23 protein-coding genes are annotated in these 24,771 nt (G+C 31.8%); 16 read left to right on the forward strand and 7 right to left on the reverse strand.

Annotated elements, in window-relative coordinates:
* Positions 1-15: 15 nt before the first annotated feature.
* The 3 genes from BK011_05010 to BK011_05020 are packed head-to-tail and all read right to left on the reverse strand — an operon-like array spanning position 16 to position 1,878.
* Entirely contained in the window at positions 16-654 is a 639-nt protein-coding gene (locus BK011_05010; protein ID AUD65067.1) for a hypothetical protein, read from the reverse strand.
* 13 nt (positions 655-667) lie between these two features.
* Complete coding sequence (locus BK011_05015) at positions 668-1,111, reverse strand: hypothetical protein (protein ID AUD65068.1); 444 nt, start codon at positions 1,109-1,111, stop codon at positions 668-670.
* A complete protein-coding gene (locus BK011_05020; GenBank protein ID AUD65069.1) occupies positions 1,108-1,878 on the reverse strand; it encodes a hypothetical protein in 771 nt (256 codons plus the stop codon). Before BK011_05020 ends, BK011_05015 begins: the two co-directional genes overlap by 4 nt.
* A gap of 133 nt (positions 1,879-2,011) precedes the next feature.
* Here BK011_05020 and BK011_05025 point away from each other — a divergent pair, with 133 nt between their 5' ends.
* Positions 2,012-4,978 carry a hypothetical protein gene (locus tag BK011_05025; GenBank protein AUD65070.1) on the forward strand — a complete coding sequence of 989 codons (2,967 nt, stop codon included), beginning with the start codon at positions 2,012-2,014 and terminating at the stop codon, positions 4,976-4,978.
* 67 nt (positions 4,979-5,045) lie between these two features.
* Here the strand turns inward: BK011_05025 and BK011_05030 are convergent, their stop codons facing one another.
* The 3 genes from BK011_05030 to BK011_05040 all read right to left on the reverse strand — a co-directional run bounded on the left by BK011_05030 (position 5,046) and on the right by BK011_05040 (position 8,050).
* A complete protein-coding gene (locus BK011_05030) occupies positions 5,046-5,966 on the reverse strand; it encodes a hypothetical protein (protein ID AUD65071.1) in 921 nt (306 codons plus the stop codon).
* Between the two features lie 9 nt (positions 5,967-5,975).
* Entirely contained in the window at positions 5,976-7,124 is a 1,149-nt protein-coding gene (locus BK011_05035) for a hypothetical protein (protein ID AUD65072.1), read from the reverse strand.
* A 74-nt stretch (positions 7,125-7,198) separates the two neighbouring features.
* Complete coding sequence (locus BK011_05040; protein ID AUD65073.1) at positions 7,199-8,050, reverse strand: hypothetical protein; 852 nt, start codon at positions 8,048-8,050, stop codon at positions 7,199-7,201.
* Between the two features lie 84 nt (positions 8,051-8,134).
* On the opposite strand from BK011_05040, the gene BK011_05045 reads away from it, so the two are divergent.
* Both BK011_05045 and BK011_05050 read left to right on the forward strand, forming a co-directional pair.
* The gene (locus BK011_05045; protein AUD65074.1) at positions 8,135-8,755 is read left to right on the forward strand and encodes a YigZ family protein; all 621 of its coding nucleotides are present in this window, start codon (positions 8,135-8,137) and stop codon (positions 8,753-8,755) included.
* Between the two features lie 112 nt (positions 8,756-8,867).
* Complete coding sequence (locus BK011_05050) at positions 8,868-9,848, forward strand: IS30 family transposase (GenBank protein ID AUD65075.1); 981 nt, start codon at positions 8,868-8,870, stop codon at positions 9,846-9,848.
* Between the two features lie 34 nt (positions 9,849-9,882).
* Here BK011_05050 and BK011_05055 read toward each other — a convergent pair whose 3' ends face one another.
* Positions 9,883-13,362: a hypothetical protein gene (locus BK011_05055; GenBank protein ID AUD65076.1), complete on the reverse strand. Its 3,480-nt coding sequence runs from the start codon at positions 13,360-13,362 to the stop codon at positions 9,883-9,885.
* A gap of 230 nt (positions 13,363-13,592) precedes the next feature.
* Here BK011_05055 and BK011_05060 point away from each other — a divergent pair, with 230 nt between their 5' ends.
* The 13 genes from BK011_05060 (at position 13,593) to BK011_05120 (ending at position 24,760) form a co-directional block, all read left to right on the forward strand.
* Positions 13,593-14,147: a Holliday junction DNA helicase RuvA gene (locus BK011_05060; protein ID AUD65077.1), complete on the forward strand. Its 555-nt coding sequence runs from the start codon at positions 13,593-13,595 to the stop codon at positions 14,145-14,147.
* Positions 14,148-14,161: 14 nt separating this feature from the next.
* Positions 14,162-15,172 carry a Holliday junction DNA helicase RuvB gene (locus BK011_05065; protein AUD65078.1) on the forward strand — a complete coding sequence of 337 codons (1,011 nt, stop codon included), beginning with the start codon at positions 14,162-14,164 and terminating at the stop codon, positions 15,170-15,172.
* Positions 15,169-16,185, forward strand: a complete 1,017-nt coding sequence (locus BK011_05070; protein ID AUD65079.1) for a tRNA preQ1(34) S-adenosylmethionine ribosyltransferase-isomerase QueA — start codon at positions 15,169-15,171, stop codon at positions 16,183-16,185. Before BK011_05065 ends, BK011_05070 begins: the two co-directional genes overlap by 4 nt.
* Positions 16,186-16,241: 56 nt before the next feature.
* Complete coding sequence (locus BK011_05075; GenBank protein AUD65080.1) at positions 16,242-16,619, forward strand: hypothetical protein; 378 nt, start codon at positions 16,242-16,244, stop codon at positions 16,617-16,619.
* Positions 16,619-16,888, forward strand: coding sequence for a phosphocarrier protein HPr (locus BK011_05080; GenBank protein ID AUD65081.1), 270 nt, complete (start codon positions 16,619-16,621; stop codon positions 16,886-16,888). The genes BK011_05075 and BK011_05080 overlap by 1 nt, the downstream gene beginning before the upstream one ends.
* A gap of 49 nt (positions 16,889-16,937) precedes the next feature.
* Positions 16,938-17,558, forward strand: coding sequence for a tRNA (guanosine(46)-N7)-methyltransferase TrmB (locus BK011_05085; protein ID AUD65082.1), 621 nt, complete (start codon positions 16,938-16,940; stop codon positions 17,556-17,558).
* The gene (locus BK011_05090) at positions 17,539-18,594 is read left to right on the forward strand and encodes a hypothetical protein (GenBank protein ID AUD65083.1); all 1,056 of its coding nucleotides are present in this window, start codon (positions 17,539-17,541) and stop codon (positions 18,592-18,594) included. The genes BK011_05085 and BK011_05090 overlap by 20 nt, the downstream gene beginning before the upstream one ends.
* A gap of 3 nt (positions 18,595-18,597) precedes the next feature.
* Positions 18,598-19,437, forward strand: a complete 840-nt coding sequence (locus BK011_05095) for a hypothetical protein (GenBank protein AUD65084.1) — start codon at positions 18,598-18,600, stop codon at positions 19,435-19,437.
* 55 nt (positions 19,438-19,492) lie between these two features.
* Positions 19,493-20,140: a hypothetical protein gene (locus BK011_05100; GenBank protein ID AUD65085.1), complete on the forward strand. Its 648-nt coding sequence runs from the start codon at positions 19,493-19,495 to the stop codon at positions 20,138-20,140.
* 102 nt (positions 20,141-20,242) lie between these two features.
* On the forward strand, positions 20,243-21,010 hold the full coding sequence (locus BK011_05105; GenBank protein AUD65086.1) for a hypothetical protein: 768 nt from the start codon (positions 20,243-20,245) through the stop codon (positions 21,008-21,010).
* Positions 21,011-21,024: 14 nt separating this feature from the next.
* Positions 21,025-21,780 carry a hypothetical protein gene (locus BK011_05110; protein ID AUD65087.1) on the forward strand — a complete coding sequence of 252 codons (756 nt, stop codon included), beginning with the start codon at positions 21,025-21,027 and terminating at the stop codon, positions 21,778-21,780.
* Between the two features lie 51 nt (positions 21,781-21,831).
* Positions 21,832-23,496, forward strand: a complete 1,665-nt coding sequence (locus tag BK011_05115) for a hypothetical protein (protein ID AUD65088.1) — start codon at positions 21,832-21,834, stop codon at positions 23,494-23,496.
* A 13-nt stretch (positions 23,497-23,509) separates the two neighbouring features.
* Entirely contained in the window at positions 23,510-24,760 is a 1,251-nt protein-coding gene (locus BK011_05120) for a hypothetical protein (protein AUD65089.1), read from the forward strand.
* The last annotated feature ends 11 nt before the right edge of the window (positions 24,761-24,771 follow it).

The raw sequence follows: 24,771 nt of genomic DNA on the forward strand, positions 1-24,771 counted from the left end.
GACAGCCGTCTACTTTTATTTTTTTATTATGATTCTTGAAAGTTCAAAAAAATGATTAATCTTTTGATAAGCTTTAAGTCGATCTTGATGCTGATGTCCTTTAGTATATAAAATCACATCAAATCCTAAAGTCTCTGCAACTTCTGCATCATGAAGTGTATCTCCAATCATCACAACATCTTTTGGATTAATTTTATGTTTTTTTACATAAGCTTTAGCAACATCGATTTTACTTTCGCCATGAACATTATCAGTACCAAGTACTGCTTCAAAATAATGGCCAATACCAAAATGTTTGACTTGCTCATTTAAATTGTTTTGTTCAGATGCAGACAATAAAATGTTTTTAACCCCCAACGATTGGAAATAAAACATAGCATCCAAAACACCATCATGAAGCGATTCATCGAAACTTCTTGGCTGATACTTTGAAATAAATGTTTTTGAAAGTTCTTCAAAAGGTGTTTTTTCTAAATCATAGACTTTTGCATAATAATTTTTTACAGGAAAATCAAAGATTTTTAAGTACTCCTCTAAAGTCACTGTTTTTCTATTAGCTTCAGTAAGCATTTCATTTAAGATATTGTGACAGAGTTTAACATCATCTAAAATAGTCCCATTAAAGTCCCAAAAAATATATTTTTTCTTTAACATATAAAGTCCCCCTTTATTTATGATATGGATGATTTTTCATAATCATGAATGCACGATAAATCTGTTCAACTAGAATCAGTCTCATCATTTGATGTGGAAATGTCATTTTCGAAAATGAGACACTTTGGTTAGCACGTTTGTAAACTTCATCTGCCAAACCGTAAGATCCACCAATCACAAAAACCAAGTCTCCTTGTTGATAAGTCTGAACATGTTCAATATAACTTGAAAATTCTAAACTGTCCATCATTTTGCCTGCGATTGCAAGCACACAAACTGTATCTGATGGTTTAATTTTACTTAAAATTCTTTCGCCTTCTATGGTCATACCAACTTCGTCTTTTTCATCTTTAACTTCAATGATTTCAAAGCCTCCTGGTATTTGTTTTTTATAGTAGTTAATACCCTCATTAAGATATTTTTGGTTCATTTTACCAACAACAATGAGCTTAATCATATCTTAACCACTCCAAGTCCATCTTTTGTTGCGTAAAAAACCTCGACTTTCGTAGGATCATCAAAGATTTTTACAATTGCTTCTTCAATATCTAAAATGGAATTGCAATCTTCAGAAATATGAGTAACAATCCATTTGGTTTTCTTAGTTTTAGCAAAACTATTGACTAACCACGCAGCATCATCATTTGATAAATGCCCTTTTTCTCCTAAAATCCTTTTTTTAAGCAAAAAAGGTCTTAGAGATTGCATGAGTTTTGTTGGATGATGATTCGCCTCTAACAAATAACAATCAGCATCCGATAAAAGTTCATGATATGCTTGATCTACATACCCAGTGTCATTGACAAAACACACTTTTTTATCCTCATGCTTGATGACATATCCTACAGGTTCATTGGCATCATGAGAAACCATAAAAGTTGATACATCTAATCCTAAAAGATTAAATTGATCTTCTGATTTAATCATGTGTATATTTGGAATCATATGAATGATATCTAAAGGTAGTCCATCATGGGTACCCTTAGTCATATAAACATCAGTAATCACGTGATGTTTTAATAGCATCTTTAAACCAATCGTATGATCGGAATGTTCATGCGTTAAAAGTAGGGTTTTTACCTCATTTAAATCTTCATTGTAACTTAACATTTTTTCTTTAATTTTCTTATAACTAATCCCAGCGTCGACAAACAATTTAATATGTCCTACTTTTAAGTAGGTCATATTGCCCTTAGATCCACTGGCTAAAACATATATTTCCAAGCTCATCACCTTCTATTATCTTAACATAAAAATATGTGATATTATAAAATAAAATGAAAGTGGTTGCATTTATACCCTAAAAAATGCTATATTATACTTGCTTGTATGAAACAATTGAAGGAGTGAACACACAATGAATCAATTAAAAAATATTAGAAGATTTGCGCTACTTGTGCTCGTAGCAGCAGGTGTTCTAACATTAGCTGCTTGTAGTGGCAGTGAAAAAACACCATATGGTGACTTATCAGATGATAATGTTTATTTAACCTATGGAGATATAACAATCACAGAAAAAGAATTATATGATCAACTTCGTTTGCAAGGCGCATCAACTTTAGCAACTATGGTTGACGAAGAATTATTTAAAACATATATTGAAGATGCTGAGACTAAACTTGCTAATGGAGATGAAACTTTAGTTGGTTATCTAGACGATATAGTTAATAGAGCAATCCACGGTTCAACAGAACTAGAAGACTTAGAAGACCTTTACGCTGAGAGCCCTGAAAATTATATTAGAAATATTGAAAGATATGCTGACTCTCTATACTTGCTTGATAACAGCATGGTGATTCAAGATGTCATTGATGCATTACTTGGTTTAGCACAAACTGAGGAAAGCCCATTTACTGGATATCATACACTTGACTTTATGTTAGATCGTTATGCTTTAAGAGTCGCTCAAAGAGCATATGCTAAAACTTTATTAGACGAAGAAGTCAATGATGAAGAAAGTGATGTATATATTTCTGATGACAATATCGTAACTTACTACAAGAACAACAAAGAAGGTCGATACGATGTAGATGCATTAGTTGTTCGCTTCATTAACTTAAACGAAGCAAACGCTGCTTTATACCAAGTTGGCTTAAAATCAGATTCTAAAGGTTTCTGGTATGAGTTACCAGATATCAGAATCTTAGAAGGTAATCCAGGCTATATTGACTTAGATGATCCTGACTATGTACATGTTAGAGATATCCTAGATGATTTAGGACTTATTTCTAAATTAGGTGTAGATCTTGAATCTCGCGAAATGATTACTGTTCAAGATTACGAAGATTACTATAAAGCATACATTATTAACACAGATAGAGCTGATGGATTCTCAGACGTTAAACTTTTACCAGAAGGTGTAAAAGCTAAATTTATCGAAATCTATAACTTATTAAATCCAGCAGCACCAATCAAGCTTGACACTGATGGTGTCTCAATCGTTGGCGATGGCAATGATTATACAACAACTTATACTTATGACGACTTAACAGACATCAATACAAGCCTTAGAAGTCATATCTATAACACGTTAGTTGCAGAAGCTGATATGGAAGATCCAGATGACACAGCTGATGGTAAACCTTATTCATCAAGAATTCAAACATTCGGTGATTCTCGTTATTTAGTGTTTAAATTAGATGACGAAAGCGAAACTGAAGAAGGTATCTTAGTGGAAGATTCTGAAGATCCAGATACTGATGTCTTTAATGATACAGTTGAAGCACTTGCAATTCAAGCTGAAATGAAAAACGAATTATTAGAATCTAAATTAACAGATACTTATGTAACTACAAAAGTTACTGAATTATATGAAGAACAAACTTTAGATATTTTTGATCCAATCGTTAGAGTCTTCTATAACCAAAGTTATGGCTATGAAGGTACTCAAGATAATAAAGACGGTAATGTCGTTGCTAAAATTGGCGATATCGAAATTACTGTTGAAGCATTCTATAACAAGTTAGAGTCTTCATATGGTATCAACTTAGCATTAGATATGTTAGCTAATAAATATTTTGAAGCAAGCGAAAAATATACAGTATCTGAAGCAGACTTAGAAGATTACACAGACCAATTCGAAAATATTATTTCACAATTCTCATCAGACAACTTCGCATCTTCTGGTTATCCAGCAAGCATGGGTAGACAAAACTTCTTATTAACTGCATTTGGTTCAAGATCAAACCAAGAAGCAATCAATAACTTATATGTATATCCAGACTTAAGACAACAATATTTAGAAGATTATGAAGTTCATTTTGGTAATGAAAACATTTATGAAAGTTTTGCTACTTTAGCTGCAAGACAATATAATAACTTTGAATCTATTACTGTAAGTCACTTACTTGTCTATTTTGATCAAGATGGCGATGGAACACCAGATGACCCACAAGAATACTTAGATACATTAGATGCTGCTTCTCAAACAGAAGTCATCAATGGACTTATTGATTTAATCGATTTAGTTTATTCACGCCTAGGATTATATAAGGGTATGAAAGAAGGCTTAAGTGCTATCGCTAATGACTTTAATACTTCAGGACGTATTCAAATTGGTAGTACAGTTCCACCATATGATTACACACTTGAAAGTGTATGGTCAGAATATCGTCAATTAGGTTTCTACTTAAAGTTTGAAGATATTAATTCTGCTGTAACTAATAAGTCTAATTTCGTAACTGGATCATCAAGATTAGATGAAGTTTTCTACGATCGTGCTATGTTAATTCATGACACTTTAGCAGAAATGGAAGACGATGATTCATTATTCCCATATTTAGATTTCTATGATGCATGGGTAAATTCATCTAATGCAATTACAGAAACAGAGTTAGAAAGTGTTAAATCTTCATTCGGATATCATTTCATTTTAGCAAACAGAATTGGTGAAACAACTTCTGCAATCTTTGATGAAGCTGATGATGAAAACAGTGAATATGTACTTGCAGATGATGAAACAATCAATGTTTATAACAGTGATTCGGATACATTAACTGCTAGCCAAGTCAAATACTATTTATTAGGTTCATTATCTGATGAAGGTGTTGAACTTCCTAGAGATGTACAAACTGCTGTAACAAATTACTTACAACCAGTATTAACAGTGTATGAAGGCACTTATATGCAAAGAGAATTAATCTTTAGCTTATTAGATGATGTTGACTTTACTGACGCTGATGCTGATTTAAGATTAGAAACAATTAGAGAAATAAACTTGCGTCAAATGCACGGTTACCAATTATCACAAAACGGTGGCGTGAATGATGCAAATTATGAAGCTTTATTTGGCGGTATATTAGAAATCTTAAAAGGTTCTAACTAATCGTATTAAGACCACTTCGGTGGTCTTTTTTTACGGTTTTAATGCATAAAAAAAGCGCTTCTAGCGCTTATTTTCTTGGTTTATAAAATCTCATTTTATCAAGGACACTAATCATTTGTGTAAACTGCCCTTCTGCTGTATCTTCTAACACTTCACCTAATACAGTAAATTTAGAATCAATCGTGTCAATAAACCATAACAGTAATGCTTCTCCTGTTTGTGGTTTTTTAGGAGATCCAAAGTGTAGTTGACCATGATGTGATAAGATCATGTGTTTTAATAGTAAAACTTCTTCTTTATCTTTATACCCGAGTTTTTTTGCAACTTCATCGATATCAAGTGTTTGCATGACAAGATGTCCGATTAACAATCCCTCTTTAGTATATTCTCCATCAACACCACTAATTTCCGTGATTTTTGACATATCATGTAAAATGGTTGCTGCATATAATAGATCTTTATCTAAATAAGGATAAACTGATATAAAAGGATCAATCAATTTCAACATCGTAAATGTATGATAGCTTAACCCACCAACATATGCATGATGGAATTTGGTTGCTGCTGGATGCATGTAAAATGTCTTTTCGTATGTCTTATATATTGTTTTCGTAATATCTAATAATACTTGATTTGAAATTTGATTTAAATATGATTCAATACCCTCTTTTATTTCCATCATTGGTATTGGAGCGTAAGTATAGAAGTGATCGAGTAGTTTTGATAACTCCTTAGCCTCTAATACCTCTTCTACAGGCTTTAAAGACTTGAGCTTTAAGATGAGCTCATCTTCGATTTTAACGACTGCTAAAGCTGTAAATTCATAGATTTTCCCAGATTTAATATCTGCAAGTTGCTCAAAATCAAGTTTGATATTAATGTGTTCATTTTCTTCAGTCACAATGGTGGTATTTGCGAAGTGAGCACCTGTATTAATACTTTCAACTTTACCAATCATTTTATATATTTCGTTTTCTAATAATTGCATGTGATTCACCTACTTTACATGTTCTATGATATATGATTTTAACATATCTTTATCATTCTTTAATTCATTTTTTAATATTTTAAGTACCATTTCTTGTTGGATATCCTTAAGCCAAGCACCCGCTTTTTTTCCTGTGATTTGCATAATTTCGGTTGCTCTTAGTTTAAGATCTAGTTCAGATTGAATTGGTAAGTGTTTATATGTTTGTTCGATCTCATTTCTTAAGTTTTCTGATCTACCAAGCATGTGGTTTACTTTATTCGCGGTTAAACATAAATCAAGTCCATATGTATATAATATATATGCATCAAACTCTGGATTCATATTTGCTAGTGTCGCTGCTTGTTGATAGCGATGTCTATGTTTGTTTGAAAATGACCATGCTTTTGGAATCACGCCATCATTTAGCGCAAAACACAAAATGAAAAATGCATCAACAAATGGCATTTCTTCCATGTTTTGGATATATGCTAATCCCTTTTTAAGTCCGGGTAGAACTTCATGGACTTTGGTAGTTACCAATGATTTATATGCTTTTTTTGCATGTGGACCTTGGATGATTTTAATCATTTCATTTAAGATGCGTTCAGATGAAACATTATGTAAGTTTTCTCTTAAGTCTTCAATCGCATTTCTAGTTTCTTTTTCAATTTGAAATCCTAATTTAGATTGAAAATAAAATGCTCTTAACATACGCAAAGCATCTTCTTCAAATCGTTGTTTCGGATCACCAATTGTTCGAATCATTTTGTTTTTTAAATCGGTTCTTCCATCAACATGATCAATCACTTGAAGTCTTTCATCCATTAATAAACCATTAATCGTAAAATCTCTTCTCTTCACATCTTCAATCACTGAATCACTATAAGTAACTTGATCTGGATGACGTAGATTTGTATAAGTCCCGTCAATACGATATGTCGTTACTTCAAATTTTTCAGTTTTATATAAAACTGTTACAGTTCCATATTTGATACCAGTAGGAATTGTTCTAAATATTTTGCTCACTTCAAATGGTTTAGCATTTGTTGTGATATCTATATCATTAGAAGGCATCTTTAAAAGATGGTCTCTCACTGCACCACCGACGATATATGCTTCATATCCTGCTTTTTTTAATTCAAATAAAACGTTTTTTGCTGTTTTTAATTTACTCATGTTATCACCTGTTATATTATACCAAGAAATCAGTATTTTTTATAGCATTTAAAAAAATAAGACAGTCATCTGTCCTATTTTAAAAAGATCCCAACACCGATAACATCTGGTCCGATATGTGCGCCAACGACTGGTGTTGATGGTGCTTCATATAAGTTTTCTAAACCAAGTTCTGTTTTTAGTGTTTCAATAAAATGTGCTTTTAGTTTTGGATTACCTGTGTATAAAATATATGCATCAAATGGACGTCCGTTCGCATAAGCATTCACTTTGCTTGCGATGGATGATAAAGCATTTTTGATATTTCTAATTTTTTCAATCGATACAATATGTCCTGTTTCTTGAACTTGCAAGATTGGTTTTATCTTTAAAAGCTTACCCATAAATGCTTGAGCATTAGATAATCTTCCATTTTTAACTAGATATGATAGAGAATCCACTGCAAAAAAGATGGTATTATGTTTTCTTTTTTCCTCTAAGTGTTTATCTATCTCTGCAAAAGTCTTTCCTTCTTTAATCATTTTTTCTGCATCAAGTGCAAATAGTCCTTCAGAAAAACATACAGTTAATGTATCAAAAACATGAATGTTCATCTTATCTTTAAGTTCTTCACTAGCGAGTTTAATCACATTATGTGTACCACTTAGTTTAGATGAAATGGTTGTTACATAAATTTCATCATATCCTTCTTGATGTAAGTTCTCAAAAAATTCAATGACTTCTCCTATAGCTGGTTGTGAAGTCCTTGGGATCAGTTCTGGTCTATCTCTTAAGATGCTGTAAAACTCGTCAGCTTTAAGCTCACTCCCATCAAGATAGCCTTGATCTTCGATAAAGACTTTGATTCTTAATATTTTAATATCATGATGAAAAGGATAATAATCAAGTCCACCAGTTGATGTATCAACAACGATTCTTTTTCCCATAACTTCCTCCATAAATTTAGACTATGTTCATTATATCAAAAAAGCATTAGCTTATAAATATGTTATAATGTTTTTGGTGATGATATGAATCATATTAAGGAAATAATTACACATCAAATAGAAATTGATAAGTCTATTTTCATAGGCATTCTTTTTCCGCTTGACGATCCATCAAATATTAAAGATTTAATTGAAGAAGCAAAAAACATGTTTCCAAAAGCAAATCATTACTGTAGTGCTTCATTATACGGAGAAGGGCTTGAACACGCGACATCAAGTGATGATGGTGAACCACAAAGAACAGCTGGAATTCCAATTCTAGAAGTTTTAAAGCACAACAATATTACCAATGTTTTATGTGTGGTTGTTAGATATTTTGGTGGGATTAAACTGGGTGCTGGTGGATTAGTTAGAGCTTATTCGAAGGCAACAGCTGAAGTTTTAAAGTCAGCACCATTTTATGAAAAAAAGGAAATGGAAGGCTACAAAATTACTTTTGATTATGCGTTGATTTCTAAAATCGATCACATCTTAGAAGACATATCTATCATCAAAGATAAAATATATCTAGAAAATGTTTCCTATCACATATATTTTAAAGATAAAGACATTTCTGTATTTGATGAAATCAAACATCAATTTAAATCTATTGAATCCCTACCTTCTGAAACTTTATGGATAAAAAAAGAGAAAACTCAAACTTGAGTTTTTTTTATTGGATAATTTATAATTACAAGTGCAACACTAAATAAAAATCAAAAAAGTTCATAGATTCCTTTATAATGTAAGTGACCAAACAAACACAAAAGGAGAAACTATGAACTACATACATCTTACCATAGAAGAAAGAACATGTATATATCAGTTATGGTTATCAGGCGTGAGTATTAGACAGATTAGTAAAGCAGTAAAGAGGAGTCCTAGTACGATATCTAGAGAGTTAAAGAGAAATTCATGTGGATATCGTTACAAATACTTACCTCATGTCGCACAAAAAAAATACAACAAACGTCGAATCAATAGCCATAGAAAGGTAAAAATATCACCAATCATCAAAGAGTATATTGAAAGCAAATTGAATCAACAATGGTCTCCAGAACAAATAGCTATGAGAGATAAAGGACAACCTGAAAAAATCCCCTGTTTTTCAACTATTTATAGATGGATCCATAAGAAATATCTTATCAAAGGAAATATGACAAAATTAAGACGTAAAGGCAAGTTTAAACGACCTGCAGAAACAAGAGGACGATTCAATATTGGTAAACCGATAAAAAAACGGCCTAAAGAAGTTTATAAAAGACAATCCATAGGTCACTGGGAAGCTGATACAGTTGAATCAGGAAGATTTAATCATCAGCGCAAAAGTAAATACTGTTTTGTCACATTAGTTGAACGTAAATCAAGACTGTATCTTGTTAAACTGTTGCCCGATAGGACAAGTGAGAATGTCACGGCTGCGATGATTGAATTATTATCACAGTTTCCATCGGAACTTGTAAAAACAATAACATGTGACCGTGGAAAAGAATTTTCTAGATATCAAGAGATTGAAGAGAAGTTAAATTGTCAGATGTATTTCGCTGATCCTTATTGTGCATGGCAAAAAGGAACTAATGAAAATACAAATGGTTTATTAAGAGAATATTATCCAAAAGGAATGGATTTGTCACAAACTGATCATCATGAAGTTAATGAAGTATTAAATCGTTTGAATAATAGACCAAGAAAATGTATCAACTTTAAAACTCCATTAGAAGTAATCAATGAGCACTATGATGCGTTGCACTTGAATTGACAAATTATCTTCGAAAAAAAATAGGAGATTTCTCCTATTTTAAATGTAATGATTTAATTTTAAAACGATAATTCTTTCTTAAATGTCTTAACTCTTGTCGTAAAACCTTTTGTTGAGCCCTTGATGCTTTTAAGTGATATTTCTTCGTGTGCTCATTCATGTTTCTAATTTCACTCGCACGATTCTGATTAAGATTTTGTAAATCGACTTCATTATTCTTATGTGCTTTTTCAATAGATAATTTAGATTTTTTCATATCTTCATCGTAATTGTGAGTTTTTTGCTTTAATGTCTCAAGTATTTTTAATCTTGTTTGTTCAAAACGAGATAACAATGCTTGATTCTTACTTTCAGATGATTGTAAGAAATTTTGATAGTTCTTATCTTCTAGTTCTAAATGTTGATCATATTTTTGAATATGTCTTTGATGTTGTTGATTGATTTGATCCATTTGTTTTTGATAATCACTATAAGATTGGTTAGCAATTTGCGTCTGATTGTCGTTAAGTGATTTTAACTCTTGTTTCATAAACTCTAAATGTTCTTGAAGCTTTGTGTCAAGTAATTTAATGTTTGCCTGAATAGTTGCTATAGCCTTTTCATGCTCAGATTGTCTTTGCTCTTTAGTTTCTTTATAGACTTGCTGTTGATGCTTTAAATCACTTTCCTTTTGCTCGTTGATTTTCTTTTCATTAGTGTCAAGTTGATCCATGGTTTGTTTTTGATTGTTTTTTAGTTCATTTAATAAGTGTTCTTGAGCCTTATTAAAGTCATCAACGATATCATCTTGTTTTTTATCACTTGCATGATAGAAATCATACATATGATTTAAAATCATTTGCTGATTAGAAATGAGTTTATTCTCAAAAAGTGTTTGTGCTTTGATGAGTTTTTTATTCTCTTGAGCAAGCAATGAATCTGTAACATATACAGTTTCATTTAAACTAGTGATAAAGCTAAAATGTGCCTCAATGAGTTTATCAAAATCTAGTTGAATGGTTTCATAAATCTTTTGACTAGCGAGCTGATATTTCAAATAGAAATTAGATTCTTTAGCTTGATGCTTTTTAAGAAGTATTTGCTGCTTATCCATGCTTTCTTTGATATGCTCAACTTGTTTATCGTAAGGCAACATTTTTTGATGTTTCTTGTCAATTTGCTTTTCAATGATTGAAAGTTTATGTTTTAAATTCTTGATTTCTTTTTCATGATTAGCTATGAGTTTTTGATTTTCTTTAATGTCATGATGTTTATGTTTCACTTTAATGATGCCATCTGTGATGTTATCATTAATCTTTTGAAGCTGAATGATAAATTGGTTTTGTTTTTCTAATGTTTGTTGGGTTTGGAAAAATTGCTGTTCAAGTATATCAATATCTTTTTGTATATCTTTTTGCTTGGCATGAATTTTTTGTAGCTCTTGTTCATATAAGTTCATTGCATCTTCATGCTTGAGCATGTATTTATAACTAGTTTGATCATCTATTTTCTTTTGATAATACTCTAGATCAAGAGATTTAAAATGACTTATCGTTTCAGTAATTCCAGATTTTAAAACATGTTCTAAGTCAAGTGTATGTTTTAAAACTTTTTTAAACACTTCTGGATGCGATGGAAGAAGATAAAGTGATTGAATGACTGATTGAATGGTTTTATGTTTTTTATAAAACATTCTTAAACCATAAAACAACATCTCTGACTGGTATTGTCTTAAGTTGAGATCGTTTAAATAAAGTTTCATGAGACGAAGTGCTTTTTCATTAGAAAGATTCTTTTGGTGATTGGTCTTCTTTTCTAATAAATCAAATTCTTGCTCGTGATGCTTTCTTTGTTGATCAAGCTTGATAAGTTCTACTTGATGCTTTTTCACAATTAAGTTTAAGTTTTCTTTATGTTTTGTTTCTTCTAAATCCAAAGTATATGTTTTTAAGATTTGCTGTTTATTTTTCTCAAATACTGTTTCTGCAATTTCTCTTCTAATATCTTGTTCACTTGATGTAAAATCTCTTTTTGATTTCATTTTTTCTAACTCGAGTTGTGTAGATATTTGAACAAACTGAGTTTCTGAATCGTAATCAAGTTTAGCAATCATACCTTTAAGGTTTTCTTTTTCTATTTTACATGCAAATTCATGCTCGATTTGAGCTGTTTTTAACTTTGATAAATAAGATGCAAGATGTTGATCGTTATTAAGTAAATTAAGTTCTCTTTCTTGTACATGTGCTTGAATCTGAAGTTGAATTTCAAGTCGAAGTAAATCTTTTCTTAAAGTGAGATTGAGAACATGAAGTTGATACTTATATGTTTCTTCAAGCAAATTCAAGTGCTTTTTAGAGACTAATAAATTATGATTGAAGTTTAAGTCTATTTTTGCTAAATCTTGTTTATAATCATATGAAATAATATTGCGCTTTAAACGCCAGTCATTAATTTCTTTAGTATGATTGATATCGTGTTGATAGAGTTTTAATTGTAATTCTTTCTGCTTTGTTGTAATATCCTTTTGTGTTCTTAAGATTTGCTTATTTAGGTCGTTATCTAGTGATCTTAAGACAAAGGTGAGATCGTGATTAATCTTTTCTTTAACATGTGGATCACTTGTTTGTTTCATCTTTTCGCGATAAGATCTGGATTGAATGATCTTTTCTTTATGGATAGCTTCTCTAAATGCAGATAGCTTCGAATTTAATAAAGTAATATTTTCATTTGATTGGTGAATGATTTTTTGTTTTTTCTCTTCATAAATGTCTTTTTGCGTATTAAAATAATCATCAAGATCAAGCAAGTCTTGTTGATGTTGTTGTTTGGTTTTATTGATTGTTTCTTGGTATTCTTGATTCAGTGCTTCAAGTTTGATGTTGACTGGATCAATCTTCTTTTGATGTTCTTTTTCGAGAGAGTTTTTAGCCTTATCATGTGCTTTTTTAAGTTTGTTAATTGCTGTATTAAACTGTGTTGTCAACAAATGATAATTGTTTTTAATCGTTAGATAAGTTTGATCATTCTCATCTTTGATATTTTGCGTTTCAAGATCGTTGCTCTTTAATGCTTGTTCTTTTTCATTTTTAAAGTCTTCGATGGCTTGATTTACGTTTTCTACTTTTTTCTTATAGATGTTTTCCAGACTTATAAGCGTCTCTTTTTTCTCTTTTTCAATATCAGTAGATTGTTCTTGATATATTTTTCTAGCACTTGCTTTTTCTTTTTCGAATTGAGATATTTCACGTTTTAATGTCTGTTCAAGTTTTTTTAGTTTATCATCATATGTTTCTTCTAAGGCTTTTTTATCTTGTTCAGATTTTTTTGTTAATAGGCTTTGTTCTTGATTGATTTTTTGAAGATTTTGAATTTTATCTTTTTGTAACTGATCGAGACGTGTTTTATGATCTTCTACATTTTTTAAAATCTTTTTATGTAAACGCTCAATTCGCGCTACATAATTCTTATGGATTTGTAAACTTACATCGATTGCAATTTTATGTTTATAAGTAATATGCTGTTCAATCCAAGACAAGTTTGGGTTAATGTCATGTAAAAGAACCACCAATTGATTTGAAATTGGTAGGTATTTTTGTCCGTGATTTAATTCATCCTCGAAAAGACGTTCAAACGTCTCTATGTTGTCTATCTTTAAAATGGTTATCACATCCTAAAATTATTATAACATAATCAAGAGTTAAGATAGAAAAAAGCATGAAAAAATGTTATAATTAAATGAAAAGATAAAAAGCTGGGTGAGACTTTATGTTTGCGTATGTAAAAGGCGTTGTTACGCTTATTAAACCAAGTTACATCGTAGTAGATGTATTAGGTGTTGGTTATCAAATATTAACTCCAAATTCATATCATTATAAAAGAGATGAAGAAGTACTTGTCTACACGCATCACTATGTTCGAGAAGATATTAATGTGCTCTATGGATTTCCAAGTTTAGATGCTAAGGATTTATTCGTTAAACTCATTGGTGTATCTGGCATTGGTCCAAAGAGCGCTTTAAGTATTTTAGCAAGTGATCAAATTGATGATATCATTATGGCAGTTGAAGCATCTGATGTGAAATTTTTAACTAAGTTTCCAGGGATTGGTCCAAAGAGCGCGCAACAAATCATCTTAGATTTAAAGGGTAAACTTGTCATCGATGAATTAGAGCTTATTCCAAATCAAGAATCTGATGTCTCACAAGCATTAACTGCTTTAGGCTATTCTAAGACAGAAATAAAGAAAGTACTTAAGAAGGTAAATTCTGATCAAAGTGTTGAGTTGATGATCAAAGATGCACTTAAGTTGCTCATGAAATAATAAAAGAGGTTTTTATGGATAAAGAACGTATTGTAACAGCGATGTCAACTAAAGAAGATGAAGATCAAACATTACGCCCCACAAAACTTGACCAATACATTGGGCAAGACGACATCAAAGAAATGCTTGATATTTATATAAAAGCTGCAATTAAGCGTAAGGAAGCATTAGATCACATGTTATTATATGGACCTCCAGGACTTGGTAAAACCACGTTAGCACAAATTGTAGCAAATGAACTAGGTGTTAATATTAAAGTCACAAGTGGTCCAGCAATTGAGCGTAGTGGCGATTTAGCTGCAGTTCTATCATCACTTGAACCTGGTGATGTTTTATTTATTGATGAAATCCATAGACTTCCTAGATTTGTTGAAGAAGTATTATATGCTGCTATGGAGGATTATGTGTTAGATATTGTGATTGGTAAAGATCATGAATCTAGAAGCATTAGAATCGATTTACCTCCATTTACTTTGATTGGTGCAACCACACGCTTTGGTGACTTATCTGCACCGCTTAGAGATCGTTTTGGTGTCGTCTTTAGATTGAACTATTACGGAGTTACAGATTTAGAAAAAATTGTAAGACGAACATCTGGTGTTTATCAAAACGAAATTGAAGAAGATGCAGTGAATTCTTTAGCTAAAAGAAGTCGTGGAACACCAAGAATTGCCAATCGTTTATTTAGACGTGTCAGAGATTTTGCGGAAATCATTGGCGATGGCACAATCAATAAAGAGATTACTGATCATGCATTATCTAAATTAGGCATTGATCATAATGGACTTGATCATACGGATTACCGTTATTTAAGATCGATTGTCGATAAATTTGGTGGTGGACCTGTAGGTATTGAAACGATATCTGCATCCATCTCAGAAGAAATGACGACAGTCGAAGATGTTTATGAACCTTATCTACTGATGGAAGGCTATATAAAAAGAACTGCTAGAGGTAGAGTAGCAACTGAAAAGACTTATGAAGCCTTAGGCATAAAATACTATAAAGGATTGTTCGAAAAATGAGAGTAAGTGATTTTGATTTTCATTTGCCAAAAGAGCTGATTGCTCAACACCCAAGTGAAAAAAGAGACCATTCGAGATTAATGGTTCTAAATAGAGAAACTGAATCTATTGATCATAAACATTTTTATGATATTGTTGATTTGTTAGACAAAAACGATGTTTTAGTGATCAATGATACTAAAGTGATTCCTGCAAGACTTTTGGGATCTAAAGCAGAAACACAAGCTGTTATCGAAGTCTTATTGTTAGAGGAACTAGAAAAAGATGTTTGGCAAGCTTTAACAAAGCCAGCCAAACGTGTTAAAATAGGCACTAAAATCCATTTTGGTGACCAATTGACGTTAGAGTGTGTTGGCATTCATGATGAAGGACTAAGAGATTATAAACTGCATTATGAAGGTATTTTGATTGAAGTTTTAGAAAAATTAGGCACGATGCCATTACCACCATATATTACGGAGAAACTTCTTGAACAAGATCGCTATCAAACAGTTTATGCGACCAATCCAGGAAGTGCTGCTGCACCTACTGCTGGACTTCACTTCACAAAAGAGCTCATGGAAAAAATAGAAGATAAAGGCATTGAAATTATACGAGTCACATTAAATGTTGGACTTGGAACATTTAGACCTGTTGCTGTCGATAAGGTTGAAAACCATATCATGCATCATGAAACCTATACCATCACTAAAAAAAGCGCAGAACGTTTAAATGAGGTGAAAAAGCAAGGTAAAAAGCTTGTTTGTGTAGGAACAACATCACTCAGAACTGTAGAAGCTAATTACAAAGATGGCTTTCATGAAGGTACTTATGCAACAGATATCTTTATCTATCCAGGATATAGATTTAAAGCATGTGACAAATTAATTACCAATTTTCATCTACCAAAATCAACACTTATTATGTTAGTATCAGCACTTGCAGGCAATGATTTTGTGAAACATGCATACCTTGAAGCTATCAAAGAAAAATATCGTTTCTTTTCTTTTGGAGATGCAATGTTTATTAAATGATTGAAAAATTAAGATAAAATCGTTATAATTTATATAGACGTATGGGAGGATATCATATGAATAATACCAGCTTACAAACATTGACATCTAGTTTTTATTTATATATCGCAATTGGAACTATTGCATTATTTACATTAGGAATTACATTTTTTCTATTAACAAGAAGAAAAAATGTTAAAGAAAAACCGTTAGAGTTATCCTTTCTAAATGACTTATATTTAGCTTTAGGAACATCATTAAATATTAAAACGATTGAACTTGTTCAAAAAAGATTACAGGTTGAAGTTCAATCCATCAAAAAGATTGACCAAGAAGCATTAAAGACTTTAAACATGCCAGCGTTTGTTACTGGTAAAAAAATAACATTGTTAATTAAAGACAATTCAAAAGAAGTATACAAATACTTAAATGAAAAAAGAAAAGAGGAAGTATAATGGAAAAGAAATTTCTCATCACATCTGAGTATGGAATTCATGCGAGACCAGCAACAAGACTCGTAAATCTAGCAATGAGCTTCGACGCTGAGATCATGTTAGAAGCAATGGGTAAGACTGTCAACTTAAAATCAATCATGGGACTGATGTCTCTTGGGATTTATAAAGGTGAAGAAGTGAAAATCACAGCTACTGGCCACGATAGCGAAAAGGCAATCGAGCAATTAAGTGATTTTATTATGACAGAAGGATTAGGCAGATTAGCTTAAAAAATGATAAAGTGGCCATAAGCCACTTTATGTCTATTTAAGGAGCATCATGAGGCAAAAACGATTAAAATATGTAACTAAAGAACTACTTGAAGAGCATGGTGTCATTACCGATGTGAAGCACTTAGAGATACCAAAAGATAAACATGTTTATTTAGAAATCGGCAGTGGTAAGGGACAATTTATAACGTCACTTGCTAAAAATCATCCCGATGATTTTTTTATTGCTATGGAAGTCAATATGTATGTGATCTATCGGATTTTAGAAAAGAAACTAGAACAGAAATTAGATAATCTATTGATTGTTTTAGGTGACGCAAAAGAACTAGAAACTTACTTTGCAAATGATAAGATTGATCTTCTATATTTGAATTTCAGTGATCCATGGCCAAAAAGTAAACATCATAAGCGTAGATTAACATATCCAAGTTTTTTAAGACTTTATTTGAAGATTCTTAAAAAAGATGCATTTTTACAGTTTAGAACAGACCATTTAAATTTATTTATCGATTCACTAGATTATATGGAAGATTATTTTGATATCACAGATGTGACTTATGATTTAGAACCATCAGATTATATGACAGAATATGAAGAAAAGAAAAGAAAATTAGGTCCAATTTATCAATTAAAAGGGAAGGTAAAACAAGATGATTCCAAAGATATATAAAGATTTATTTACACTTGAAGCGACTTCAGGGTATGAAAAACCAATAAGAGACTATATGGAAGCTTATATGAAGAAGTATCCTCAGTATGAAATCCATAAAGATCGCTTAGGATCTATATTTGCAGTCAAAAAAGCAATGGATCCAGATGCACCTATTGTGATGGTTGCTGGACATATGGATGAAGTCGGACTCATGGTTGTAGGAATCACTAAATACGGTATGTTAAAACTACAAAATGTCGGTGGTTTAAATGGAGAAGTGTTTATCTCCCAAGTCCTTAATGTTCATACGAAACAAGGTGTGATCAAAGGCGTTGTTGGCGCACTACCACCACATTTAAAACAATCACAGCAAACAACGATATCAGATTTAATTCTTGATATTGGTGCAACTTCAAAAGAAGAAGCGTTATCATTTGGGGTTGAACTTGGAGATATGGTTTTGTTTGATAATCCGTTTTTCTATACAAAAAATGAACATAGATTAATTTCGAAAGCGATTGATAATAGATATGGTTGTGGGCTCGCATTAGAGACCATTAGAAGATTTGCAAATAAAGATCTACCGTTTACACTTGTTGTAGGTGCAACTGTGCAAGAAGAAGTTGGTCTAAGAGGTGCAGAAACAGCTGTTAACATGTTTATGCCAGATATCTTTTTAGCACTCGATGCATCACCAGTAAATGACATGGCATCAGCAGATAGCTTAGGTGCACTAGGCAAAGGATTTTTACTAAGACTTTATGATCCAAAAAATGTTATGCATCATGGAATCTTAGATTATTTTGTGAAACTTGCAGAAAAGAACAAGATTAACTATCAATACTTCACCTCAAAAGGTGGAACAGATGCAGCGAAAGCTCTAGATTTAAAAGACGGTGTCATTGCAACAACAATAGGTTTACCTGCAAGATATATTCATTCAACTGCAGCAATGATGGATACTAGAGATTTAGAAGCTGCAAGATCTATGATATTTAAAGTGTTAAGTGATTTAACACCTAAAAAAATAAAAAAACTACAAGGGAGCGTGTAATCTATGAAAAAAACTAAGCTACATGATGGTTATGAAATGCCATTATTTGGATTAGGAACATTTCTAGCAAAAGAAAACGAAGCATATGAGGCAGTTAAATATGCTTTAGAAATCGGTTATCGTCATATTGATACAGCACAAATGTATTTAAATGAAGCACTCATTGGAAAAGCGATCAAAGACTCTGGAGTTGATCGTAAAGATATCTTTATTACTACAAAACAAAGAGGTCATTCAAATCTAGACAACATGAAAAAAGCTTTTGATGAAAGCTTAGAAAAATTAGGAACTGATTATGTAGATCTATATTTGATTCACTGGCCTAATCATGATAAAAAGATCAATCAACAAACATGGAAGTTTTTTGAATCAATTTATAAAGCAGGCCGTGCAAAAGCCATTGGTATATCAAATTTCCAAATTCATCATATAGAAGACTTACTTGAAACTGCAGAAGTTATGCCTATGGTCAATCAAGTTGAAATGCATCCTGGTTTATCCCAAGTACCTCTGAAAAAGTATTTGGATGAAAAAGGTATTCAACTAGAATCTTATGGACCATTTATGAGAGGTGGCATTTTTGAAGGTCAGTGGAAAGAAGTTTTAGGAGAAATTGCGAAAAGACATAACGCATCTATTCCTCAAATCGTCATTGCTTGGGGCTTAGAAAGAGAGATTGTGATGATTCCTAAATCAGTTACAGCAGCACGTATCAAAGAGAATTTCGATGCCCAAACCATTGTATTATCAGAAGAGGAAATGAAACAAATCAATGATTTAAACCGTGGTAAACGTGTCTACACAGACCCAGATAACTCACCATGGGGACCATATGTAGAATAAAAAAGATGGCCTTTCGGTCACTTTTTTACCTACATCAGAAAGAAGGGAGTACTAGATGACAAAAACAAGAAGAAATTTAACAATTTATAGTGGTGTCATGCTCTTATTTGGATTGATATTGACCATCATTTTTGTAACCATTTATGATCGCATTGAAGTCTCATCTACTTTTGGTGGACAAACACTTCATTTAGGTAGTTATATATTAAGTGATTATGAAGAGAATAAAGTTGATGGGCAAGCATCTGTATCATTTAAGGTCGCAGATTCAAGAGACTTTATTGATAAGCATGTCATTACACATGAGTTTTATATTGGCGAGAAATTTACAACCAATAATAGTTTAAGTAATTACTACTTATTTTTGGTTGAAGATGTATTATTTACATTGAAATACGATGAAGATTTGTTAAAGTTTCATTTGTATAGTGGCTTTATAGACTTTGATGTTGATGGAGAGATCTACCGTATGCCATATATCGAAATGAATCACAGTATCTTTAATCAAGGTATCTTTTCATCATATGAAGAGTTAAAAGCTTATTATGAAAAACTAGAGCATACGGTAGTTCATGATGATCAAAAAACACTGATTGTCAAAGCTTACTTAAAAGATGAAAATAGCAATAGTATTGATTTAAATAATGATTTAGATGTTACTTTGGATTATAGTGGAGATGATGTGTCTATCAATTTTGAATAATTGGTAGATATATCATCTTTTTTTCTTGATTATATCAAGTTTATCATATATAATAAGTGTGACTTATGGGACTCTTAGTGGCCTAAAAAGGAGAGAATAAAAATGAAAAGAAATGAAATGCAAGCTTTAACGCTTACGACTGTATTTGCAGCAATCATCTTAGTGATGACGTTTGTGCCTCAAGTTGGTTTTATTACCATTGGAACTTTGGCATTAACTTTAATTCACATTCCAGTATTGATTGGTGCTTTTTTGTTGCCTAAAAAGTATGTTGTTTTATTAGGATTTATGTTTGGGATTGGTTCTTTAATTAGAGCTGCAACAACACCAACTGGAGTACTTGATCCAGCGTTTGTCAATCCACTGGTTTCAGTACTGCCTAGAATGCTTTTTGCTTTAGCTGCAAGTTATATTTTTGATTTGTTTAAATGGTTCGATATAAAAGTTAAAAATTCTGATATTTACATCTTTTTGATTGTGACAATTTTGACTGTATTTGCGTTATATTATGCGTCAGGTGTAATTATTGAATCCACTGGATGGAGTGAAGGTGTTATTTATCCTGTAGCATTACTGATCATGACAGTATTTATTACTGGATATTACGCTTTAATACGTAGAAATAATCATAAACAAACAGTTGTGCCATCAACATTCTTGATTGCTACAGTATTTCATACAGTTGTTGTCTTAGGTGCACTTGTCATCTTTGAAAAAGCATTTATTGAACAGTTTATTCCATCTGCGGAACTGCTAGGTTTCATTTATACTGTTGCCGTAACAAACGGCTTAATTGAAGCAATTTTAGCTGTTTTAATCGGTACACCTATTGTACTTGCAATCAATCAACTTAAAGCTCAAAACACTTAGAAAAGAGGGATGACATGATCTTATTATTTGATGTTGGAAACACGAATGTTTTTATTGGTGTTTCAGACGGATTTAAAATCATTGACACTTATCGTTTAAACACTGAAGTCACTAAGACTGCTGATGAGTATTATATTCAAATGAAAAACTTAATTGACTTTAATCAAGTTAAACATATTGCCATTTCTTCTGTGGTACCAAGAATAACAGAAAAACTAAAGGAAATCGCTAAGAAGTTTGTTGGTTTAGAACCTTTAGTTGTTGGACCTGGTGTAAAAACAGGATTAAATATTAAGACAGATCATCCACGAGAAGTTGGTGCAGATTTGATTTGTGATGCTGTTGGTTTAGATGATGATATCGATCCAGCCCTAGTGATTGATTTAGGGACTGCGATTAAATATATTTATGTAAAAAACAAAACGATATTAGGTGTTATCATTACTCCGGGTGTCAATGTTTCCATTAAAGCGTTGGTCGGACAAACAGCACTATTACCTGATATTGATATTGAAGTTCCTAAAAAAGTATTAGGAACCAATACCATTCACTGTATGCAATCTGGTGTCACTTATGGCGTTGCTGCTCAAGTAGATGGTCTCATTGATCGTATTAAAGCAGAAGTTAATGAAGATTTTAAAGTGATTTTGACAGGTGGGTTATCAAGTTTGATTGCACCCTTATGTCTGCATCCTCTTGAAGTCGATCAAGACATTATCTTAAAAGGTTTATTAAAAATATATAATAAAAATGAACAAATTAGAAAATAACCAGGAAAATCTGGTTATTTTTTGTTAAAATATAGAAGAAGGTGATTATATATGAATTATAAAGAAAATTACAATTTATGGAAAAACTATATAGACTTAGATGAAAGTCTAAAACAAGAATTAGAAACACTAGACGAAAAACAAATAGAAGATGCTTTTTATCAAGATTTAACCTTTGGAACTGGTGGTCTAAGAGGTATCATGGGTGTTGGGACCAATAGAGTTAACATCTATACCATTAGAAAAGCAACTTTGGGATTTGCAAGATATCTGCTTAAAAACAATCTAACTGATGGTATAGCAATCAGCTATGATAATAGAAAAGACTCAAAAAGATTTGCAGAAGAAGCAGCTAAGGTTTTAGCAGCAAATAACATCAAAAGTTATTTATTTGATGCGCTCAGACCAACACCAATGTTAAGCTTTGCGGTTAGATATTTTAAAGCCAGTGGGGGTATTATGATTACAGCATCTCATAATCCTAAGGCTTATAATGGATATAAAGCTTACGACCAAACAGGTGCGCAAGTGAATCCTGCAACTGCAGATCAAATCATTCATGAAATCAATCAAATTGAAAATCCATTTGATATTAAGACATTATCAAATGATTTGATTACCCATGTTGATCAAACATTTGATGATATTTACTTAAATGAAATTAAAGCAATTAAAATAAATGATGAACCAAAGAAAGTAAAAATCGTTTATTCACCACTTCATGGAACTGGTGGACCGATTATCCCTCAATTTTTGATGGATCAAGGTTATGATGTCCACCCATACACACCACAAATGATCGTAGATCCAAACTTCTCAAACACAAAATCTTCAAATCCGGAAGAACATGAAGCATATGAACAAACGATTGCATTTGCAAAAGATATCGATGCAGATATCGTTATGGTTACCGACCCAGATGCGGATCGTCTAGGGATTGCAGTGAAACATGAAGGCAATTATGAACTGATTACAGGTAATCAAACAGCAAGTGTAGAGTTATATTATTTACTAACACAAAGAAAGCAATATAACTTACTTCCACCAAATGGTCATGTTTATACTACCAATGTAACAACAAAGCTCATTGAAGTGATTGCAAGAAGCTTTGAACTTGATGTCATTACAACTTTAACAGGATTTAAGTTCATTGGCGAAAAAGCCGAAATCTATAAAGAAACAAATCCTTATATCTTTGGTTGCGAAGAATCATATGGTAGTTTAATTTCTGATGTAGTAAGAGATAAGGATGCTGTTCAAGCAGTTTACATGCTCGCAGAAATCGCAAATCATCTAAAACTAAAGAATCTAACCATTATCGATTATTTAGATGAGATTTATAAAACATATGGTGCATATTATGAATATACGCATTCCATCTCATTAAAAGGAATTGAAGGTAGTAAAAAAATACAAGAAATCATGTCATTTTTTAGAGAAAACCCGCCAAAACTAGAAGGTAAGAACTTGCTTGGTTACGATGATGTCTTAAAGAGCATTCGTGTTGAAGATGGTATTAAGTCACATTTAGACCTACCAAAATCAAATGTATTGAAGTATATTTTTGAAGATGACACTTGGATTGTCTTTAGACCAAGTGGTACAGAACCAAAAATAAAGATTTATTATGGCACAAAGCAAAAAACACTAGATGAAGCTAAAGCATATCTACACAAAATCGATAAAGAAATCATGAAAATTATCGATCAAATATAAGGAGAAACCAACAATGTTTGCACAAAGAAGAGATCAATATTTTAACGAAGTCAAAGACCTATCCATATCGTTTTTATTTTCAGGTGTAGCACCTCAAAAATCAAACGATCAAAACTATCATTTTTCAGTTAACCGCAATTTCTTTTACCTAACAGGCATTAAGCAACAAAATGTTGTATTAATGATGGTTAAAGGTAACGAAAAAACAGATAGTTTTATTTTCATTGAAAAGATTGATCCAGTTAAAGCACTTTGGGATGGCGCAGGGTTAACTTTTGAAGAAGCTAGTCAACAAGCTGAAGTTCCACTTGAGCATGTGAAAGATATCACAGAACTCAATAGTTATTTAAATGGATTACTATCAACCAATAGACGTGCAGTCTATGGTCTCATGGATTCGGTTTATTTAGATTTAGAAAGACAAAGTGAAAACTCCCTACCTACAAAAGCACATATGTTTGCTGATGAGATTAAGGCCAAATATGCTTATGTCAACATCAAAACCAATCAATTAATTTTGGCAGAACTTAGAACTGTTAAAGATGAATTTGAAATTGAGCAGGTTAAAAAAGCTGTAGAAATTACTAAAACAGGAATCGAGCGTATCATGAGTGAAATGAAACCTGGTCTATTTGAATATGAACTGCAAGCTGAATATAACTATGTATTAAATAAAAATAGAACCACACCATCGTTTGATACCATTGCAGCATCAGGAAAAAACGCAACTGTTCTGCATTATATTGATAATGATTCGAAAATCCCTGAAAATCAACTTGTGTTATTTGATTTAGGCGTGGATTATGATTATTATTGTTCTGATGTCACTAGAACCATACCATCAAGTGGTAAGTTCACAAAACGGCAAAAAGAGGTTTATGAAGTTGTTTTAGAAGCCAATAAAAAATCAATAGAATGGTTAAGACCAGGTGTTACCATTAAAGAGTTTAACGATTATGGTAAAAAGATCTTAATTGAAGGTGCTAAAAAATTAGGTCTAATTAATGAAGATAGCGAAATTAATAAGTATTACTATCATTCATTAGGACATTATTTAGGACTTGATGTACATGATGTTGGAAACTATGCAAAACCGATTCCTGAAGGAGCTTTAATAACTATAGAACCAGGATTATATATAGCTGAAGAAGGTATTGGTATACGTATTGAAGATGATGTTGTCGTGACCAAAGATGGCGCAATCAATTTAACCAAGGATATTATCAAAGAAGTTGCTGATATCGAAGCTTTCATGAAAAAATAAAAAGTAAAAAT

It is taken from the genome of Tenericutes bacterium MZ-XQ (assembly GCA_002838205.1).
Lineage (GTDB): Bacteria > Bacillota_I > Bacilli_A > Acholeplasmatales > Acholeplasmataceae > Mariniplasma.

What these genes read in the sequence shown, in the direction of transcription:
- BK011_05010 (AUD65067.1), bottom strand. Translation starts at nt 654, where the DNA reads ATGTTAAAGAAAAAATATATTTTTTGGGACTTTAATGGGACTATTTTA.
- BK011_05015 (AUD65068.1), bottom strand. Translation starts at nt 1,111, where the DNA reads ATGATTAAGCTCATTGTTGTTGGTAAAATGAACCAAAAATATCTTAAT.
- BK011_05025 (AUD65070.1), top strand. Translation starts at nt 2,012, where the DNA reads ATGAATCAATTAAAAAATATTAGAAGATTTGCGCTACTTGTGCTCGTA.
- BK011_05030 (AUD65071.1), bottom strand. Translation starts at nt 5,966, where the DNA reads ATGCAATTATTAGAAAACGAAATATATAAAATGATTGGTAAAGTTGAA.
- BK011_05035 (AUD65072.1), bottom strand. Translation starts at nt 7,124, where the DNA reads ATGAGTAAATTAAAAACAGCAAAAAACGTTTTATTTGAATTAAAAAAA.
- BK011_05040 (AUD65073.1), bottom strand. Translation starts at nt 8,050, where the DNA reads ATGGGAAAAAGAATCGTTGTTGATACATCAACTGGTGGACTTGATTAT.
- BK011_05045 (AUD65074.1), top strand. Translation starts at nt 8,135, where the DNA reads ATGAATCATATTAAGGAAATAATTACACATCAAATAGAAATTGATAAG.
- BK011_05050 (AUD65075.1), top strand. Translation starts at nt 8,868, where the DNA reads ATGAACTACATACATCTTACCATAGAAGAAAGAACATGTATATATCAG.
- BK011_05060 (AUD65077.1), top strand. Translation starts at nt 13,593, where the DNA reads ATGTTTGCGTATGTAAAAGGCGTTGTTACGCTTATTAAACCAAGTTAC.
- BK011_05065 (AUD65078.1), top strand. Translation starts at nt 14,162, where the DNA reads ATGGATAAAGAACGTATTGTAACAGCGATGTCAACTAAAGAAGATGAA.
- BK011_05070 (AUD65079.1), top strand. Translation starts at nt 15,169, where the DNA reads ATGAGAGTAAGTGATTTTGATTTTCATTTGCCAAAAGAGCTGATTGCT.
- BK011_05075 (AUD65080.1), top strand. Translation starts at nt 16,242, where the DNA reads ATGAATAATACCAGCTTACAAACATTGACATCTAGTTTTTATTTATAT.
- BK011_05080 (AUD65081.1), top strand. Translation starts at nt 16,619, where the DNA reads ATGGAAAAGAAATTTCTCATCACATCTGAGTATGGAATTCATGCGAGA.
- BK011_05085 (AUD65082.1), top strand. Translation starts at nt 16,938, where the DNA reads ATGAGGCAAAAACGATTAAAATATGTAACTAAAGAACTACTTGAAGAG.
- BK011_05090 (AUD65083.1), top strand. Translation starts at nt 17,539, where the DNA reads ATGATTCCAAAGATATATAAAGATTTATTTACACTTGAAGCGACTTCA.
- BK011_05095 (AUD65084.1), top strand. Translation starts at nt 18,598, where the DNA reads ATGAAAAAAACTAAGCTACATGATGGTTATGAAATGCCATTATTTGGA.
- BK011_05100 (AUD65085.1), top strand. Translation starts at nt 19,493, where the DNA reads ATGACAAAAACAAGAAGAAATTTAACAATTTATAGTGGTGTCATGCTC.
- BK011_05105 (AUD65086.1), top strand. Translation starts at nt 20,243, where the DNA reads ATGAAAAGAAATGAAATGCAAGCTTTAACGCTTACGACTGTATTTGCA.
- BK011_05110 (AUD65087.1), top strand. Translation starts at nt 21,025, where the DNA reads ATGATCTTATTATTTGATGTTGGAAACACGAATGTTTTTATTGGTGTT.
- BK011_05115 (AUD65088.1), top strand. Translation starts at nt 21,832, where the DNA reads ATGAATTATAAAGAAAATTACAATTTATGGAAAAACTATATAGACTTA.
- BK011_05120 (AUD65089.1), top strand. Translation starts at nt 23,510, where the DNA reads ATGTTTGCACAAAGAAGAGATCAATATTTTAACGAAGTCAAAGACCTA.